General features: G+C 66.7%; 13 protein-coding genes. 9 read left to right on the plus strand and 4 right to left on the minus strand.

Going from position 1 to position 18454, the window contains the following annotated elements:
- Positions 1–8: 8 nt before the first annotated feature.
- The gene (locus D0T21_RS23620; protein ID WP_116992954.1) at positions 9–1181 is read left to right on the plus strand and encodes an acyltransferase; all 1173 of its coding nucleotides are present in this window, start codon (positions 9–11) and stop codon (positions 1179–1181) included.
- Between the two features lie 355 nt (positions 1182–1536).
- Positions 1537–3816: a heparinase II/III family protein gene (locus D0T21_RS23625; RefSeq protein ID WP_116992955.1), complete on the plus strand. Its 2280-nt coding sequence runs from the start codon at positions 1537–1539 to the stop codon at positions 3814–3816.
- 60 nt (positions 3817–3876) lie between these two features.
- Here D0T21_RS23625 and D0T21_RS23630 read toward each other — a convergent pair whose 3' ends face one another.
- A complete protein-coding gene (locus D0T21_RS23630; protein WP_158568045.1) occupies positions 3877–4848 on the minus strand; it encodes a glycosyltransferase in 972 nt (323 codons plus the stop codon).
- A 188-nt stretch (positions 4849–5036) separates the two neighbouring features.
- On the opposite strand from D0T21_RS23630, the gene D0T21_RS23635 reads away from it, so the two are divergent.
- Complete coding sequence (locus tag D0T21_RS23635) at positions 5037–6224, plus strand: glycosyltransferase (RefSeq protein ID WP_158568046.1); 1188 nt, start codon at positions 5037–5039, stop codon at positions 6222–6224.
- Positions 6225–6232: 8 nt separating this feature from the next.
- On the opposite strand, the gene D0T21_RS23640 is transcribed toward D0T21_RS23635, so the two are convergent.
- The 3 genes from D0T21_RS23640 to D0T21_RS32105 are packed head-to-tail and all read right to left on the minus strand — an operon-like array spanning position 6233 to position 9749.
- Positions 6233–7312 (minus strand): CapA family protein, encoded by a 1080-nt coding sequence (locus D0T21_RS23640; protein WP_116992958.1) that lies wholly within the window; start codon positions 7310–7312, stop codon positions 6233–6235.
- On the minus strand, positions 7309–8427 hold the full coding sequence (locus D0T21_RS32100) for a glycosyltransferase family 4 protein (RefSeq protein ID WP_158568047.1): 1119 nt from the start codon (positions 8425–8427) through the stop codon (positions 7309–7311). The genes D0T21_RS23640 and D0T21_RS32100 overlap by 4 nt, the downstream gene beginning before the upstream one ends.
- Positions 8388–9749: a phenylacetate--CoA ligase family protein gene (locus D0T21_RS32105; protein ID WP_158568048.1), complete on the minus strand. Its 1362-nt coding sequence runs from the start codon at positions 9747–9749 to the stop codon at positions 8388–8390. Before D0T21_RS32105 ends, D0T21_RS32100 begins: the two co-directional genes overlap by 40 nt.
- Before the next feature lie 281 nt (positions 9750–10030).
- On the opposite strand from D0T21_RS32105, the gene D0T21_RS23650 reads away from it, so the two are divergent.
- From D0T21_RS23650 to D0T21_RS23675, 6 genes are read left to right on the plus strand one after another with little or no spacing between them, the layout of a single operon-like run.
- Positions 10031–12040 (plus strand): alginate lyase family protein, encoded by a 2010-nt coding sequence (locus D0T21_RS23650; RefSeq protein ID WP_116992959.1) that lies wholly within the window; start codon positions 10031–10033, stop codon positions 12038–12040.
- Between the two features lie 33 nt (positions 12041–12073).
- Entirely contained in the window at positions 12074–13384 is a 1311-nt protein-coding gene (locus D0T21_RS23655) for a nucleotide sugar dehydrogenase (protein WP_116992960.1), read from the plus strand.
- Positions 13368–14615 (plus strand): glycosyltransferase family 4 protein, encoded by a 1248-nt coding sequence (locus D0T21_RS23660; protein WP_116992961.1) that lies wholly within the window; start codon positions 13368–13370, stop codon positions 14613–14615. The genes D0T21_RS23655 and D0T21_RS23660 overlap by 17 nt, the downstream gene beginning before the upstream one ends.
- Positions 14612–15613, plus strand: coding sequence for a UDP-glucose 4-epimerase GalE (gene galE / locus D0T21_RS23665; protein ID WP_116992962.1), 1002 nt, complete (start codon positions 14612–14614; stop codon positions 15611–15613). The genes D0T21_RS23660 and galE overlap by 4 nt, the downstream gene beginning before the upstream one ends.
- Positions 15614–15622: 9 nt before the next feature.
- The gene (locus D0T21_RS23670) at positions 15623–16783 is read left to right on the plus strand and encodes a sugar phosphate nucleotidyltransferase (RefSeq protein WP_116992963.1); all 1161 of its coding nucleotides are present in this window, start codon (positions 15623–15625) and stop codon (positions 16781–16783) included.
- Positions 16780–18195, plus strand: a complete 1416-nt coding sequence (locus D0T21_RS23675; protein ID WP_116992964.1) for a mannose-1-phosphate guanylyltransferase/mannose-6-phosphate isomerase — start codon at positions 16780–16782, stop codon at positions 18193–18195. The genes D0T21_RS23670 and D0T21_RS23675 overlap by 4 nt, the downstream gene beginning before the upstream one ends.
- The last annotated feature ends 259 nt before the right edge of the window (positions 18196–18454 follow it).

Here is an 18454-nt window from a genome sequence, read left to right on the forward strand (position 1 = left end):
TATCGACGATGAATACAATTCCCGCGCAGACCTCCATCTGGCTCAACGTGCTACGCGCCGGCGCCGCGCAGGCGGTGGTGGTCGGCCATCTGCACCACATCTTCTTCGCCACCTCGCTGGGCGAGGTCGGCGCGCGTGCGCCGCTGCTGACCACGCTGGTGAATTTCAGCGGCTCCTGGGCGCACCAGTCGGTCATGCTGTTTTTTGTCATGAGCGGCTTTCTGATCGGCGGCCGCGTCATCCTCGACCTGCGCGCCGGCCGTTTCGACGCCCTGCGCTATGGCGTCGACCGCCTGACGCGGCTGTGGATCGTGATCCTGCCGGCGCTGCTGCTGACCGCCGTCCTGGACGGCGTCGCCTTTGCCTATGGCCAGGGCGCCCATGTGCTGGCGAGCCGGGTGCCGTTCTATCCGGACTGGTGGCTGGAGGTGGCGCCGTATGCCTGGCACACCCTGGTGTCCAATGTGTTCTTTTTGCAAATGATCACCAGTTTCCAATTCGGCAGCAATCTGTCGCTGTGGAGTATTTCCAATGAATTCTGGTATTACCTGCTGCTGCCCGCCGGACTGGGCGTGATCTACCTGAAGAAGGGCGCGCGGCTGTGGAGCGCGGCCGCCGCCGCCGGCGTGGTGCTGCTGTTGCTGCTGGCGGACAAGCCGCACGACCCCGGCCGCGCCGCCAGCTACTTTTTATTATTCCTGGTGTGGATGCTGGGGGCGCTCAGCTACGTGTATTACGACGCCCGCTGGCGCCGGCCGCTGGCGATCGCGCTGATCGTCGGCAGCGCCGTCATGACGGTGGCGATCCGGCGCCTGTTCGACGGCACCGTCAACTCCGACCCGGTGGTCACCGCGCTGGCGGTGGGGCTGATCCTGCTGGCGCGCGACATCCCCGCCAACTGGCTGCGGCGCTACGCCGATTTCTTTTCCGGGTATAGTTTCAGCCTGTACGCGCTGCACTTGCCGCTGGCCTTCTGCCTGGTCAGCCTGGACCCGGCGCTGCGCGACCCGCTGCCGATCCAGTGGGCCACGGTGGCGCGCTTCGTCGCTTATCTGGTCGCCATCAACCTGGCGGCCGTGGCCCTGTGGTGGGGTAGCGAACGGCATACCGCGCAGTTGCGCCGCTGGGTGTTGCAGATTTTCGGGAAAATGAAGCCGCGCGGCAGTGCGGTGGACTCCTGAGCGCTGCAGCGGGCCCCAATCAACGCTTGTTGGTCTGAAATCTTAGGACTATCATGTAGTGCAGCTATTGCATGAATGCAGGTATGCATCCTCCTATGCAAGGGACGGCATGCATGGAAATAATGCTGAAAAGTAATTTATTTTGATAAAAAACAAGCGCCGATCCCCGGGCGGTTGCCATCAGACAACCTATTTGTCGCGATTTGCAGGTATATTCATCCCGTTAGCATGCATGTAGCCGGCATGGTGTCCAGTCTGTCCACCAGTTGGCAAAATGCTTGCGTCGCAGGCCAGCTTGGGGCTCGGTGCTGGAACATCTCGCGCCTGCTCATCTGAAATTTTGAAGGAGTGACTCATGATGGTCAACAAACATGTAGTGTCCGCCGGCGTGGCGCTGGCGTTCAGCCTGGTCGCCGGCGCCAGCCGTGCCGACTGGGCGGAGTCGACCGATATGTCGATCGTGCGACCGGCGCCGACCGACGCCCAGAGCCAGGTCCAGAATCCGCCGGCGTTTGCCTGGGCGCGCTATCCGACCGGGATCAAGCCGGCCTCGTACACGCTGGAAGTGTCAAGCGGAGGCAAGGTGTATGCCACCTTTACCGCGTATCGCAACTTCTACCTGCCGTCGGTGACCTTCCCGGCCGGCCAGTACACCTGGCGGGTCAAGCCGAGCACCAAGGAGGATTGGTCGACCCCGCGCGCCTTCTCGGTGGTGGCGGGCACCGGCGCCTTCGTGGTGCCGGAAAACAAAGACCTGGAGGCGACCATCCTGGGCCGTAACCGGCCGCGCCAGTTGCCATCCTCGTTCCTGATCTACGATAAATGGCCGGCCGCGATGAAGACCGCGCGCGGCCCCGCCTACACGCGCCTGGTGGCCCAGGTCACCGGCCAGATCGGCACCATGAAGTCGGTGTCCGACGCGCTCTGGCCGGTGACCGCGACCACGCCGAGCGCCTCGCGCGCCGCCTACGTCACCGATATCAACAAGGCCATCGGCAACACCGTGGTCCAGGTGGAGGCGGCGGCCCTGCTGCACCGCCTGAATTCCAACCCCGACAAGCCGAAAGAGACGGTCTTCCTGAACGAGGCGCTGGCGCGCGGCGATGAAATCGCCGCCCTCGACCCGAACGGCATGACCAGCTATGTGAACCAGGACAATGCCACGCGCAGCATCATCCTGGCCCTGGCCAAGGCGGCCGACTACCTGGGCCCGGACCTGGACGCGGCGCGCAAGACGCGCTGGATGAACAGCATTTCGGCCCGCACCGCCGCCATCTACGCCGACCTGGCCGGCTCCAACAGCCGCCTCGACGAGCAGCCGTACGACGCCCACGGCGTGGTCGCGCTCGGTTATCTGGCGGTGGTGTCGACGCTGACGCTGGGCGACATCCCGGCCGCCAAGGACTGGTTCGAGTTCGCGTTCCGCGCCTATGTGAATTCGATCTATGTGTGGAGCGGACCGGAGGGCGGCTACTCCAACGGCACCGCCTACGCCATGTACAGCACCGACTATGCGCTCAAGCTGTGGCAGCCGTTGATCGCCGCCACCTATATCGACCTGTTCAAGAAACCCTGGTCCACCGGTTTCGCCCAGTACCTGATGCATTTCCTGCCGCCCGGCGCGCCGGGACATGTGTTCGGCGACGAGCGCGAGTACCCGATCTACAGCTGGGTGCTGAAAGGGTTTGTGTCGCGCCTGGGCACGCCGAATGCGGCCTGGTATGTGAAGAACCTGATTGGCGACGAGGGTGACCTGGCTTTGCTGGAAGCGCAATATCCGTTGCCGGTCGAGACGGTCACCGCCACGCCGGTGCCGCCGGCCAACGCCGCCGTGTACCGCAGCATCGGCTGGGTGGCGATGCACAGCGACCTGGCCAACCGCGCGCGCACCTCGGTCTATTTCAAATCCAGTCCCTACGGTTCGTACAACCACAGCCACGGCGACCAGAACTCGCTGGTGATCGACAGCGGCGGCCGCCGGCTGCTGACGGAGGCCGGCTACGAAGACTTCTACTATTCGCCGCTGGTGCAATCCTGGTACCGCCAGACCAAGGCCCACAACGCCATCACCTTCAACAACGGCGCCACCAGCGGCGTCGGCCAGCTGACGGATGGGAACTTCGACAACTTGATGCGGAAGGGCAAGATCACCGCCTTCTCCACCACGCCGGCGGTCGACTATGCCGAAGGCGACGCCACCCAGGCCTATGGCACCGCGCTCACCTCCGCCGTGCGCAAAGTGTGGTATCTGCGCACCCAGGATGTGGTGGTGGTGGTCGACAAGCTGGCGGCGCCGACCGCGTTGACGTTTGAATGGAATATGCATGCGTTCGCTGCCATCACCCCGGTGACGCCGACCAGCGTGAAGATTACCAACGTCGACCGCTCGCTGTGCGCCTCCACCATCAGCACCGATCCGAGCAGCTATCAGAAGCGCACCGGGCCGGTGACGCCGGGGCGGACCGAGGACCATGGCGCCTTCGTCAAGACCGCGGCGGCCAAGACGGCGGAATTTGTCGTGGTGCTGGACGTCGGCTGCAAGGGCGTCACCAGCAAGTTCAACAGCGTGGGCGGCAGCCGCACGCTGGATGTGACATCGGCGCTGGGCACCCAGACCATTACGCTGGGCAATTAACACCGTCGCTGTGTGGCGGACAAAAAAAAACCGGGCGCCGCCCGGTTTTTTTTCGTCCGCTCAGGCCTGCAGGTAGCGCGCGATTTCCTGGCCGGGGCCGTCGGCCTGCGCCAGTTGGCGGTTGGCCTGGGTGATGGCCGCCGCCAGCTCGGCCCGAAACGCCGGCTCTTCCAGCGCGCGCTGCAGCGCCGCCGCCATGGCCGGGGCGTCGCCGTGCGGCACGAAGCCGGCATAGCCGGCGCCCAGGTAGGCCTCGATCGCCTCGTGGCGGGTGGCGATCAGCGGCTTGCCGTTGCGCAGCACGCGCAGCAGGACGCTCTGGCCGCACGCTTCGCCCTGGCTCTTGAGCGGCATGGCGACCACGCGGCTTTTGGCCAGCAGGGCTTCGAACTGGGCTTCCGGCAGGTCGCGGTACACCGTGGTGGCGGCGCCGGCCGGGTTGATCTGGTTGTGGGCCGAGGCCACCACCACCAGCGGCGCCGCCAGCGTGCCGGCGGCCTCCAGCAGCAGATCGTAGTCGCGGTTGGAGAAGCCGCCGCTGAAGATGTAGCCGTCGTCGGCGATGGCGTCGGGCGCCGCCTGGCCATCGAGCGCCTGCCGCCAGAGGTGGAAATGCACGGCCGCCGGCGGCATGCCGACCTCGTTGACCAGGTTGCGCGCCTCGCCCTCGGAGAAGGTGATGAAGCCCATGCCGGGGAAGCGCAGCAGGCGCCAGGCGCGGTTGACCACGCTTCTGGCCCGCTTGCCATGGATGAAGCAGGCCATCACCAGCAGCTTGGCCGGCCGCGGCAACAGCCGCAGCTTGATCAGCGCCAGCAGCGGCAGGGCTTGCCAGCCGACCACCAGCACCCGGTCGGCCGCGCCCCAGCTGCGGCGCGCGCGCAGCAGGCGCGGCGACAACATGGCCTTGACGATGGCGGCCTTGCCGCGGATGTTATGCGTGGCGGTGTCCGGCCCGACCAGCGTGACCTGCGCGCCCTGGTCGCGCAGGTAGTCGACGATGTCGCGGTAACTCTCTGGCTGTGACAGCATTACATGGATCATGCGGTATCCCGGGATAAAGATAATATTATCGCATTGTTTTCAGCGCCGGCCAGGTTCCGCGACGCAGGTTGGCGTTTCGATCACATATGCTATAGTCAGCGGCCTGCCGCCCCCGGGCGGCGTTTGCCTTCCACCGTTTGACTTCCACTTGTGATGCGCCCATGCCGGTAAAAATCTTGCAGTTTGTCCCAGAATCCTTGCCCTCGTTCCGGGCCGATGTCTCCGTCCTGTTCGGCAAATACCTGCCCCGCCACGGCGTCGAGTGCGACGTGGTCGGCATGGCGTCGCCGGAGCCGGCCGCGCTGCAGGGCTTCGCCTCGGCCCGCCGCCCGCCGTACCGCGCCGGCCGCCTGCGGCGCGAGCTGGACTACCTGTGGCTGTGCCTGCGGGCGCTGCTGGGCGCGCGCAAGCGCAGCTGCGACGCCATCCAGGTGCGCGACATGGTGCCGATCGGCCTGCTCGCGCTGCTGGTGGCGCGCTGCAAGGGCCTGCCGTTTTACTACTGGGTGTCCTACCTGATGAGCGAGGGCCGGATCGAGCGCGCCGAGGAAAAACTGCGGCGCGGCGCCGGCTGGCGCGAACGCCTGGTGCTGTGGAAGGGCAAGATCGAACAGCGCCTGCTGTACCGCTGGGTGCTGCCGGCGGCCGACCATGTGTTCGTGCAGAGCGACGCGATGCTGGAAGTGATGCGCGCCCACGGCATCGACCCGGCCCGCATGACCGCGGTGCCGATGGGGGTGGACATGGAGCGCTTGCAGGCGCCCGCCGCGCCCGCGCGGCCGCCGGGCTGGGAGTCGGTGCCGCTGATCGCCTATCTGGGCACGCTGGACGGCGCGCGCAACCTGGAGCGCGTGGTGGACGTGCTGGCGCTGGTGCGGCAGCACACGGCCGACGCCTGCCTGCTGCTGATCGGCAATGCGCCGACCCCAGGCGACGAGCTCAGGCTGCGCGACTATATCGCCGCGCAGGGCCTGGCGGACGCGGTCCGCATCACCGGCTGGCTGCCGTCGCCCGAGGCCTGGCGGCTGCTGACCGCGGCCGAGGTGGCGATCTCCTATATTCCGCGCGGCGCCCTGTACGACGTCAGCTCGCCCACCAAGCTGCTGGAATACCTGGCGCTGGGCATGCCGGCGGTGGGCAACGACACGCCCGACCAGGCCCATGTGCTGACGCAAAGCCAGGCCGGCTGGCTGACCGCCAGCACGCCGGCGGCGATGGCAGAGGCGGTCTCGGCCATCCTGCGCGCGCCGGCGCAGGCGCGCCAGCGCGCCGCGGCCGGCGGCGCCTACATCGAGGCGGCGCGCAGCTACCGGGTGCTGGGCGCCATGGTGGCGGAGCGCTACCGCGGCCTGCTGCGCCGCTGAGCGCGGACTTACCAGTTGTAGGGCTTGTGCAAGCCGCTGCGGATCGCCAGCTTGCGCAGGCCGGCCTTGGCGCCGAGCAGGTTCAGTTTGAGCGCGCTGTCCAGCCGGCGCCAGCCGCGGTAACTCCAGAACACCGTGCTGGCCAGCTTGCCGGCGGTGCCGAACCGTCCCTCGCTGGCGAACCAGCGGCGGTAGTCGGCGTCGCTCATGCCGAGGAAGGGCGTGCGCCGCCGCAGCTCGGCGTCCTCGGCCGCCGCGCCGCCGCCCAGGTAGGCGACCCGCTGCGCCTGCGGGTCGTAGCGCAGCCAGTGCGCGCGCAGGCTGCCGTGCTCCAGGCCGAGCACCAGCTGCTCGCACACGGCCGGCGTCTTGTAGTGCAGCTTATGGCCGCGGAAGTCCACTTGCGGCAGCAGCAGGTTGCCCAGCGAGTAGGCGATCCAGCCCTTGCCGTGCGGCTCCAGTCCCTGCACCAAATGCGGATGGTGGCCGATCACCAGGTCGACGCCGGCGTCGATCGCCGCGCGCGCCCACTCGCGGTCGGCCGGCTGCGGGAAGGTCGCCAGCTCATAGCCCCAGTGCATGAAGGCGACCAGCTTGGCGGCCGGGAATTGCTGGCGCAGTTGCCGCAGTTGCGCCAGCGCCGCCGCCGGCGCGAACAGCAGCGCGTGATCGCCGGCGGCGCCGGTGCGCGGCTCCGGCAGCGGCGAGCAGGCGCCGAACAGCACCACCTGCTGGCCGTCGATGCTCAGCTCGCACCACGGCCGGTCGCGGCTGCCGAACATGGCGATGCCGTGCGCCTGCAGCAGCGCCTGGCTCGCCTCCATCCCGCCCACGTAGTCGGAAATATGGTTGTTGGCCAGGCCGCAGGCGGCCACGCGCAGCCGCGCCAGGGCGTCGATCACCGACGGATGGGAGTACAGGTTGAACTTGAGTTCGTTGTTGACCTGGCTTTGCTCGGCCGGCGCCGTGATGACGCCGCCCTCCAGGTTGACCACCATGTGGGCGTCGGCGCACAGCGCGGCGAGTTCGCCGAATTCCATGATGTCGGCGGCGGGCCAGGCGAGGTCGCCGGCAAACAAGAGTTTCATAGCGGGGCTTTCAGCAGATGTTGGTAGCGGTCCTGCAGGCGGGCCACCGCCTGTTCGGTGGAGAACAACAGTTTGGTGCGGGCCTGGGCCGCGGCCGAGAGCGCCGGCCAGGCGCCGCCGCGCCACAGCGCCTCGATGGCGTCGGCGTAGTCGGCCGCCGGCGCGCTCAGCGGCAGGATGCGGCCGGTATCGCCGATCACCGAGCGGTTGAAGCCGTTGTCGGTGGCGACCGGCACGCAGCCCATGGCCATGGCCTCGGTCAGGGCGTTGGAGTGGCCTTCGCCGGCGTGGCGGGTGGCGAACAGGAAGATGTGCGACTGCCCCAGCTGCTCGAGCACCTGGGCCGCCGTCAGCGCGCCCAGCCATTGGGCGCCGCTGGCGCCGTAGTCGGCCTGCAGGCGTTGCTGCAGCGCCGGCTCGGCGGGGCCGGCGATGGCGAGCTCGCACGCCAGCCCGCGGCTGCGCAGCGCGGCGGCCGTCTGCAGCGCCGTCTCGACGCCTTTTTCCAGGTTGACCCGTCCCACGTAGATCAGGCGCAGCACGGCCGGCTGCTCCGGCGCCCGCGGCGGAATGCCGGCGGCGTTGATGTGGTTGGGCAGGTAGAAGGCCGGCTTGCCGGTCACCTGCTGCACGAAGGCTTCGTAGTCCGTGCCTTCGACCATGACCTGGTCGGCGCTGCGCAGCAGGCGCCGGAACAGCCAGCGGTACAGCGGGCCGAGGCGGGCATAGTGCTTGTGCATGGCACCGGCGCGGATATCGTACACGGTGCGCAGGCCGTGCCGGCGCGCCTGGCGCAGCAACAGGATTTCGGCCAGCGCAAAGTGCTTGTACAAGCCGGTCAGGTGGAAAATCGCGCCGGGGGTGGCGGCGATCTGGCGCCGCAGCGCCAGAAAGCCGGCGCCGTAGCCGCGCAGCTTGGCCAGCTTGCCGCCGCGCGGCTGCGGGTAGTGCAGCTCGTGCACCAGCGCGCCGGCCTGGCGCAGCGCCGCGATGGTGCGCCGGTTGCAGGCTTCGTAGCCGCCCACCGCGGGCGCTTCCGGCGCCGGGATCGGGCCGCAGAACAGGATGCCGGCGCTCATGGCGCGCTCGCGGCCAGCGTCTTGGCGCCGGCCCATTCCTGGGTGATCCATTTGAACTTGCCGCTCGCTTGCAGCGGGATGTCGTCCATCAGGCGGATCTTGGCGTCGACCTTCAGGCTCACGTAGTGGTCGAAATGCTCGCGCAGCGCCTGTTCGTCGGCCTGCGTGTAATGCACGTCGGGCACCACCCGCAACTCCCATTGCCCGGGGCCGGTCTGCGCCACCTGGGTTTTCTTGATGTTGGCCAGGTACTTGACGGCAAACGTGATGATGCCCGCGCTGATCGGCGTGCCTTCGCGGTCGTACAGCTGGTCTTCCACCTTGCCGGACGAGAGCTCGATGCGCGGATAGCGGCGGCCGCAGGCGCAATCGCCCGCCACCCAGCGCGCGCGGTCGGCGATCCGGTAGCGTATCAGCGGCATGACGTGGTTGTGCAGCGTGGTGCCGACCACGTAGCCGAAGTCGTCGGTCGCGGCGCCTTGCTCGTCGAGGATTTCGACGTAGGAATATTCGGGATTCAAATGGTAGGAGCCGTGCTCGCATTGTCCGGCGAACGCCACGCGCTCGGCCATGCCGTAGAAATCGAAGACCTTGCAGCCGAGGCTGCGTTCGATCTGCTCCCGCTGCGCCGGATACACCGGCTCGGACCCGGTGACCACGGCGGTCAGGCGCAGTGGATGGGCCAGCCGCTCGGCCGCCTTGGCCAGTTCGTGGGCCGACGACGGGTAGGCGCGCAGCTGGCGCGCGCCGGCGGCGCCGATGGCGTCCAGCATGCTGCCGGCCGTGCCGGCGGACAGGTGGCGGGTCGAGACCAGCAATTGCCGGCCGAACCGGTCCCATACCCAGTATGGCGGCCGTTGGATCTGGATATCCATCACCTGGTCGCCGCGCAGTATCGCCTGCGCCTGGCCGTTGCGATGGCCGGCCCAGTGCCAGAACTGCAATTGGAAGGCTTCCTCCCAGATGACCGACTGGACGCTGCGGAAGATTTCAAGCGGCGCGCCGGAGGAGCCGCTGGTTTTCCCTAGCGGCCACCACGCACGCCGCCGCCCCTGGTTGGGGTAGAACGCGGCGCGCTGGGCGACCAGCTCGGGCTTGCTGACGACGGGATAGTGCTGGCGCAACCATGCGAACACGTCGGCCCCTTCCGGCAGCGGCGGGATGTCGGCGTAGCGGGGCAGGCGCTGGCGCGCCGTTTGCAGCGTCAGGCGCAGCCGGGCGGCCTGTTCGGCCTGCAATGCTTCCCACGGCCGGCGCTCGCGCTCGACCAGGCCGCGCGCGCGCGCGAGGGCGGCCGGATTGCGGCGCACCAGATGGCGTATCAGGAAGGACAGGTTTTGCGCTGCGTTGAAGGGCATACGGGGCTTCTCGAAAAAAATGGTTGTGCACATGCACAAGGCCGGGAGGTGCAGGAGGGAAGTTGATGGATAATAAATTATTCAACGCAGGAACTATATCTGGATCTCGCCGACTGCGTCAATTCTGCCGCGTCAGCGGAACGCACTGCACGGTTCGTGATTTCGGCAAATTTGCTGCGGTGCCATGTTACAATTTTTACCCCAAATAAACCGTACCCGGATGGCGGCAAGCGTGCGCGCACCGCCGGTCGGCGTACCCGCGCAGAGGATAATGATAAGGTATGACGTCGCTGACCTGGAAGATCAATCGCCTCAAATTGATGGGCGCACCGGAGCTGGTTTGGCGGGTTCAGCAGCTGTTGCAGAAAAAAGCCAGTACCCTGGGCGTCGGATTGGCCAGGCGCGTGGCCGCGCCGTCGGCGCGCTTCGGCGCGGCGTTCCTGCCGCCCGATGGCGGCGGCGCCGACGCGCCCAGCCTGCTGGCCGCGGCGGACGCCATCCTGGCCGGCCGCTGGAACGTGTTTGCGCTGCGCGGCGTCGAGCTGGGCTTTCCGCCGGCATGGAATCGCGACCCCAAGACCGGCACCGTCGCCCCCATGGCGCTCGGCAAGACGATCGACTACCGCAGCGAAGCGGTGGTGGGTGACATCAAATACCTGTGGGAGCCGAGCCGCCACCTGGAATTGGTGACGCTGGCCCAGGCCTGGCGCCTGAGCGGCCAGCAGCGCTATGCCGACGGCGCCCGCGCGCTGCTGCAATCGTGGCTGGATCAATGCCCGTATCCGAACGGGGTGCACTGGACCAGTTCGCTGGAACTGGCGGTGCGCCTGCTGAACTGGGCCTTTGCCTGGCAATTGCTGGGCGGCGCCGAGTCGGCCTTGTTCGCCGGCGCGGCCGGCCAGCGCTTCCAGCGCCAATGGCTCGACAGCATCTACCAGCATTGCCATTTCATCCAGGGCTATTTCTCGCGCCACTCGTCGGCCAACAACCATGTGTTTGGCGAGTACATGGGCCTGTTTGTGGCCAGCCTGACCTGGCCATGCTGGCCGGAAAGCGCGCGCTGGCAGGCGCTGGCGCGACGCGGGCTGGAGCTCGAGGCCGTCAAGCAGAACACCGCCGACGGCGTCAACCGCGAGCAAGCCGTGTATTACCAGCACGAAGTGATGGACATGATGCTGCTGTGCCAGCTGGTCGGCCAGGCCAACGGCGCCGGCTTCTCGGCCGCCTACCTGGGGCGCCTGGAAAAGCTGGCGGAATTCATCGCGGCCCTGCTGGACGCCGGCGGCCAGGTGCCGATGACGGGCGACGCCGACGACGCGCAGATGGTGCGCCTGGCGCACCAGCCGCAGTGGTCGCCTTACCGTTCGCTGCTGGCCAGCTGCGCGCTGCTGTTCCAGCGGCCCGACTTCAAGGCCAAGGCCGGCGCCTGGGATGACAAGAACGCCTGGCTGTTCGGCGCCGCCGGCCGCCAGCGCTGGGATGGGCTGGGCGAGGCGGGCGCCGAGCAGCCGGTGATGGCCTTCCCGGAGGGCGGCTACTACCTGCTGGGCCGGCATTTCGGCAGCGCCGACGAGGTGCGCCTGGTGGCCGACTGCGCGCCGCTCGGCTATCTGTCGATCGCCGCCCACGGCCACGCCGACGCGCTGGCGTTCACGCTGTCGCTGGGCGGCGAGGAATTCCTGATCGATCCCGGCACCTACGCCTACCACACGCAAAAGTCCTGGCGCGATTATTTCCGCAGCACCGCGGCGCACAACACGGTGTGCGTCGATCACCGCGACCAGTCCGAAATCGGCGGCAATTTCATGTGGCTGCGCAAGGCCAACGCGCGCCTGCTGGCGCACCAGCCGAGCGGCCCGGTGCAGCGCTTTGAAGGCGAGCATGACGGCTATCAATGCCTGGCCGATCCGGTCACGCACCGCCGGCTGGTGGAGTTCGATTCGAAGAGAAATACCGTCGTTGTCAAAGACATATTACAATGTCGGGATGCGCACCATGTTGCACTGCACTGGCAATTGGCGGAAGGTTGTCGTACTGAAATAAGCGATGGCCTGGTGCGGGTGCTGGGGCGGCGCAGCGAGCTGCAACTGCGTTGCGCTTTCGGCGCCGGCGCCGAATTGTTGCGGGGCAGCGAGACGCCGATCGGCGGCTGGATCTCCCGTAAATTCGACGAAAAGGCCGCCATCGACACGCTAAGATGGCAAGGTACCGTGCACGGTACGACAGAAATAGTGACTGAGCTGCGGCTGCTGGTGAACACCACGCCGGACGCGGCCCGGGTAGGCAATTAACGGTGGTATCGACAATTCATTGAGGAGCGTATTTTGAAAATCAGTATCTTTGGCCTGGGTTATGTGGGCGCAGTATCGGCCGGTTGTCTGGCCAGCGACGGCCACGAAGTGATCGGCGTCGATCCCAACCGCACCAAGGTCGACCTGATCAATCAGGGCACCACGCCTATCATTGAAAAAGACATCGGCGAAATGATCGCCGCCACCGTCAAGTCCGGCCACCTGCGCGCCACCGTCGACGTGCGCGACGCCGTCATGGGTTCCGACATGTCGCTGATCTGCGTCGGCACGCCGTCCCAGCTGAACGGCAACCTCGACCTGAGCCATGTGCGCAAGGTGTGCGAGCAGATCGGCGCCGCGATCAAGGAAAAAGCCAGCTTCCACGTGGTGGTGGCGCGCAGCACCATGCTGCCGGGCTCGATGAGCAGCGTGGTCATCCCGACCCTGGAAGCGGCCTCCGGCAAGAAGGCCGGCGTCGATTTCGGCGTCTGCAACAATCCGGAATTCCTGCGCGAAGGCACGGCCGTCTACGATTACTACCATCCGCCGAAGACCGTGATCGGCGAGAGCGACGAGAAGGCCGGCGCCATGCTGGTCGAGCTGTACGAGAAAATGGACGCGCCGCTGGTGCGCACCAACGTCGAGACGGCCGAGATGGTCAAGTACACCGACAACACCTGGCACGCCGTCAAGGTGGCGTTCGCCAACGAGATCGGCAACATCTGCAAGGCGGTCGGCATCGACGGCCACAAGGTGATGGAGATCTTCTGCCAGGACACCAAGCTCAACCTGTCGTCCTACTACATGAAGCCGGGCTTCGCCTTCGGCGGCTCCTGCCTGCCGAAAGACGTGCGCGCGCTGACCTACAAGGCGCGCAGCCTGGACCTGGACTTGCCGCTGCTGAACTCGGTGCTGCCATCGAACCAGAAGCAGGTCGAGAAGGGCTTGAAGATGATCATGGACAAGGGCGCGCGCAAGGTCGGCATCCTCGGCTTCTCGTTCAAGGCCGGCACCGACGACCTGCGCGAATCGCCGCTGGTCGACGTCATCGAGCACCTGCTGGGCAAGGGCTACGAACTGAAGCTGTATGACAAGAACGTCAACCTGGCCGCGCTGACCGGCGCCAACCAGGACTACATCCTGAACCACATCCCGCACATCTCCAAGCTGATGGTCGAGTCGATGGACGACGTGCTGGCCTTCGCCGACACCATCGTCATCGGCAACGGCGCGGCCGAGTTCAAGACTGTGCCGGGCCGCCTGAAGCCGGGCCAGAACCTGGTCGACCTGGTGCGCATCAGCGCCGAACAAAGCGGGGGGCAGTACGATGGCATCTGCTGGTAAGCGCCGCGTCCTGATCCTGGTCGAGAACCTGCCGTCGCCGTTCGACCGCCGGGTCTGGCAGGAGGCCACCACGCTGCACGCCAACGGCTACCTGGTGTCCATCATCTGCCCGACCGGCAAGGGCTATGAAAGCCGCTACGAGGAAATCGACGGCATCCATATCCACCGCTACAGCCTGCCGCTCGAGGCGGAGGGCGCCAAGGGCTACCTGGTGGAATACTCGCTGGCGCTGTTCCACACCTTCCGCTTGGCGTGGAAGGTGCATTTCGCGCGCGGCTTCGACGTCATCCACGCCTGCAATCCGCCCGACCTGCTGTTCCTGATCGGCGGTTTCTTCAAGCTGTTGATGGGCAAGAAGTTCCTGTTCGACCACCACGACATCAACCCGGAGCTGTACGAGGCCAAGTTCGGCCGCCGCGACTTCTTCTACAAGCTGATGGTGCTGTTCGAGCGCTGGTCGTTCAAGACCGCCGACGTCTCGATCGCCACCAACGAGTCGTATAAAAAAATCGCCATCGAGCGCGGCGGCATGCCGGCCGACAAGTGCTACGTGGTGCGCAGCGGACCCAAGCTGGACCGCTTGCGCGTGCTGCCGCCGGTGCCCGAGCTCAAGCGCGGCCGCCGGTTCCTGGTCGGCTACGTCGGCGTGATGGGCGCGCAGGAAGGCATCGACCTGCTGTTGCAGGCGGCGCAATACCTGATCCAGACCATGGGCCGCAGCGATGTGCAGTTCGGCCTGGTCGGCGGCGGCACCTCGCTCGAGCAGATGAAGCAGATGGCGGCCGACATGGGCATCGCCGACTACGTCACCTTCACCGGCCGCGTGCCGGACCAGCAGCTGCTGGAAATGCTCAACACCGCCGACGTCTGCGTCAACCCCGACGTGGCCAACGACATGAACGACAAGTCGACCATGAACAAGATCATGGAGTACATGGCGCTGGGCAAGCCGATCGTGCAGTTCGACCTGGTCGAAGGCAAGGTCTCGGCGCAGGAGGCCTCGCTGTACGCGCTGAAGAACGACCCGGTCGACATGGCGCGCAAGATCGTCGAGCTGCTGGACGATCCGGCCCAGCGCGAACGCATGGGCGCCTACGGCCGCAACCGCGTGGTCAACGAACTGGAATGGGAATACGAGGCGCCGAAACTGCTGGCCGCCTACGAGCGCCTGTACTCGGCCAACGCGCCCTTGCCGGGAGCGGTCTCGTCGTTACGGAAAGAGGGCAAATGAAGATACTAGTGACTGGCGGTATGGGCTACATCGGCTCGCATACCGTGGTGGAATTGCTGGCGGCCGGCCACGAGGTGGTGGCGCTGGACAATCTGTCCAACGCCAGGGCCTCGGTGCAGCAGCGCGTCGAGCGCATCGCCGGCAAGCCGTTCACCCTGGTCGAGGCCGACGTGCGCGACCGCGCCGCGGTGGAGGCGGTGTTCGCCGCCCACCGGATCGACTCGGTGATCCACTTCGCCGGCCTGAAGGCGGTGGGCGAATCGGTCGAGCAGCCGCTGCGCTACTACGACAACAACGTCGCCGGCAGCCTGGTGCTGTTCGAGAGCATGGCCAAGGCCGGCGTCAAGTCGCTGGTGTTCAGCTCGTCGGCCACGGTGTACGGCGATCCGGCCTCGGTGCCCATCCTGGAGCACTTCCCGCTGTCGGCCACCAATCCCTATGGCCGCAGCAAGCTGATGATCGAAGAGATGCTGCGCGACCTGCACAAGGCCGATCCGAGCTGGCGCGTCGCGCTGCTGCGCTACTTCAACCCGGTGGGCGCGCACGCGAGCGGCCTGATCGGCGAAGAGCCGAACGGCATCCCCAACAACCTGCTGCCCTACATCGCCCAGGTGGCGGACGGCCGCCGCGAGCGCCTGTCGGTGTACGGCGGCGACTATCCGACCCCGGACGGCACCGGCCTGCGCGACTACATCCACGTGGTCGACCTGGCGCTGGGCCATCTGGCCACGCTGTCCAAGCTGGCGACCGAGGCCGGCATCTACACGTACAATCTGGGCACCGGCCGCGGCAACAGCGTGCTGGAGATGGTGCGCGCGTTTGAGGCGGCCAGCGGCCGCGCCGTGCCCTACCAGGTAGTGGCGCGCCGCGCCGGCGACATCGCCGCCTGCTATGCCGACGCCGGCCTGGCCGAGCGCGAACTGGGCTGGAAGGCGCAGCGCGACGTCGAACAGATGTGCGTCGATTCCTGGCGCTGGCAGACCACGGCAACTGAATAGGAAGCTCCCATGAAAGCAATGATACTTGCAGCAGGCAAGGGCACGCGCGTGCGTCCCCTGACTTACGATTTGCCCAAGCCCATGATCCCCATCCTCGGCAAGCCGGTGATGGCGTACCTGATCGAGCATCTGCACAAGTATGGCGTGACCGAGATCATGGTCAACGTCAGCTATCTGCACGAGAAGATCGAAGAGTATTTCGGCGAGGGCCACCAGTACGACGTGCAGATCGGCTATTCCTTCGAAGGCTATACCACCGACGATGGCGAAGTCGTGCCGCAGCCGCTGGGCTCGGCCGGCGGCATGAAGAAGATCCAGGAGTTCGGCGGCTTCTTCGACGACACCACCATCGTGCTGTGCGGCGACGCGCTGATCGACCTCGACATCAAGTCGGCCTTGTTCGAGCACCGCCGCAAGGGCGCGCTGGCCTCGGTCATCACCAAGGAAGTGCCGTGGGATAAGGTCTCCAGCTATGGCGTGGTGGTGGCCGACGCCGACGGCCGCATCACCGAGTTCCAGGAAAAGCCCAGCCAGCAGCAAGCCAAGTCCAACTTCGTCAGCACCGGCATCTACATCTTCGAACCCGAGGTGATCGACCTGATCCCGTCCGGCCAGACCTTCGACATCGGCTCCCAGCTGTTCCCGCTGCTGGCCGAGAAGGGCATGCCGTTCTACGCCCAGACCCGCAACTACAACTGGATCGACATCGGCAGCGTGACCGACTACTGGGAAACCTGCCAGAGCGTGCTGATGGGCGAAGTGGCCCACCTGCACATGCCCGGCATCCAGATCAACGACGGCCTGTGGGTCGGCCTGAACACCAGCATCGACTGGGAGGGCACCACCATCGAGGGCCCGGTCTACATCGGCTCCGGCACCCGCATCGAGGCCGGCGTGCACATCGTCGGCCCGACCTGGATCGGCCACGGCAGCCATGTCTGCGCCGGCGCCAAGGTCGTGCGCAGCGTGCTGTTCGAGTATACTCGCGTGTTACCGAATGTTTCATTAAATGAAATGATCGTGTTTAAGGACTATAGTGTCGACCGCGCCGGCGAGATGAAGCACGTGTCCGAGACCGACCCCGACTCGTGGGCCAACGCCCGCGACCGCCGCAGCAAGCGCCGGACTGAACACAGCAATGAACTAACAGATAAGAGAATTCGAGCATGAAAATTTACCCAGTGATCCTGTCGGGCGGTTCCGGCACCCGTTTGTGGCCGTTGTCGCGCGCCGTGCTGCCCAAGCAGCTGCTGCCGCTGGTCTCGGACCGCACCATGTTGCAGGACACCGCGTTGCGCCTGCACGGCCGGCCGCAGATGATGGCGCCGCTGGTGGTGTGCGGCAACGAGCACCGCTTCCTGGTCGCCGAGCAGATGCGCGAGATCGGCATCGCGCCGCTGGGCATCCTGCTCGAGCCGGTCGGCCGCAACACCGCGCCGGCCGTGGCCGCCGCAGCCCACTACCTGCGCGCCATCGACGCCGACGCCGTCATGCTGGTGCTGCCGGCCGACCACGTGATCGACAACGTCGACGCCTTCTACGCCGCCATCGAACACGCCGGTGCCATGGTGGACGGCGGCGCGCTGGCCACCTTCGGCATCGTGCCGACCGCGCCGGAAACCGGCTACGGCTACATCCAGAGCGGCAAGCCGGCCGCCGCCGCGCAGTGCTACAGCGTCGACCGCTTCGTCGAGAAGCCGGACCGCGCCACCGCCGAAGGCTTCGTCGCCGCCGGCAACTACTACTGGAACAGCGGCATGTTCCTGTTCCGCGCCGACAGCTACCTGAAGGAATTGCAGGAATACGCGCCGGCCATCGCCAGCGCCACCGCGGCCGCGGTCGGCAAGGACTACCGCGACCTCGACTTCTGCCGCCTGGACGAAGCCTCGTTCACCGATTGCCCGTCCGACTCGATCGACTACGCGGTGATGGAGCACACCCGCCACGCCATCGTGGTGCCGGCCGACATCGGCTGGAACGACGTCGGCTCGTGGTCGGCGCTGTGGGAAGTGCAGCAGCGCGACGCCCAGGGCAACGCCAGCCGCGGCGACGTCTACCTGGACGACGTCAGCGGTTCGCTGGTGCGCGCCGAGAGCCGCATCGTGGCCGTGGTCGGCGTCAAGGACGTGGTCGTGGTGGAAACCAACGACGCCGTGCTGGTCTGCCACAAGGACCAGGTGCAGCGCGTCAAGAACATCGTCGAGCACCTGAAGACCAAGCAGCGCACCGAACACCTGCACCACACCAAGGTCTATCGTCCTTGGGGCTGCTACGAGGGCATCGACATCGGCGAGCGCTTCCAGGTCAAGCGCATCACCGTCAACCCGGGCGGCAAGCTGTCGCTGCAGATGCACCACCACCGCGCCGAACACTGGATCGTGGTCAGCGGCACCGCCCGCGTGACCTGCGGCGACCAGGTGACCCTGCTGACCGAGAACGAATCGACCTACATCCCGATCGGCACCACGCACCGGCTGGAAAATCCGGGCAAGCTGCCGCTGCACCTGATTGAAGTCCAGTCCGGCAGCTACCTGGGCGAGGACGACATCGTGCGCCTGGAAGACGTCTACCAGCGCGCCTGATGCCCGACGGCGGCCGCGGCTGACAAAGCGCGGCCGCCGTTTTCCCGTCTTGGCGTAGGTGCTGGCCTACGTCGTCCGCAACACCGTCCTCCATCCCCGTTTTTCCCTCTCGGCGCCGGCGCCGGGCAGCCGTGCCCGCCTGGCGGGCCCGGCTGCGCGCGATTGCCGCCGCCCCCTTGCCGCCGCAGGCGCCAATGCTAGGATAAATCCGCAGTATTCATTTATCCATCGGCGGCCGCGCGGGCCGCGGCCGCCTTTC

Source organism: Duganella sp. BJB476 (genome assembly GCF_003416895.1).
Classification (GTDB): Bacteria; Pseudomonadota; Gammaproteobacteria; order Burkholderiales; family Burkholderiaceae_D; genus Rugamonas.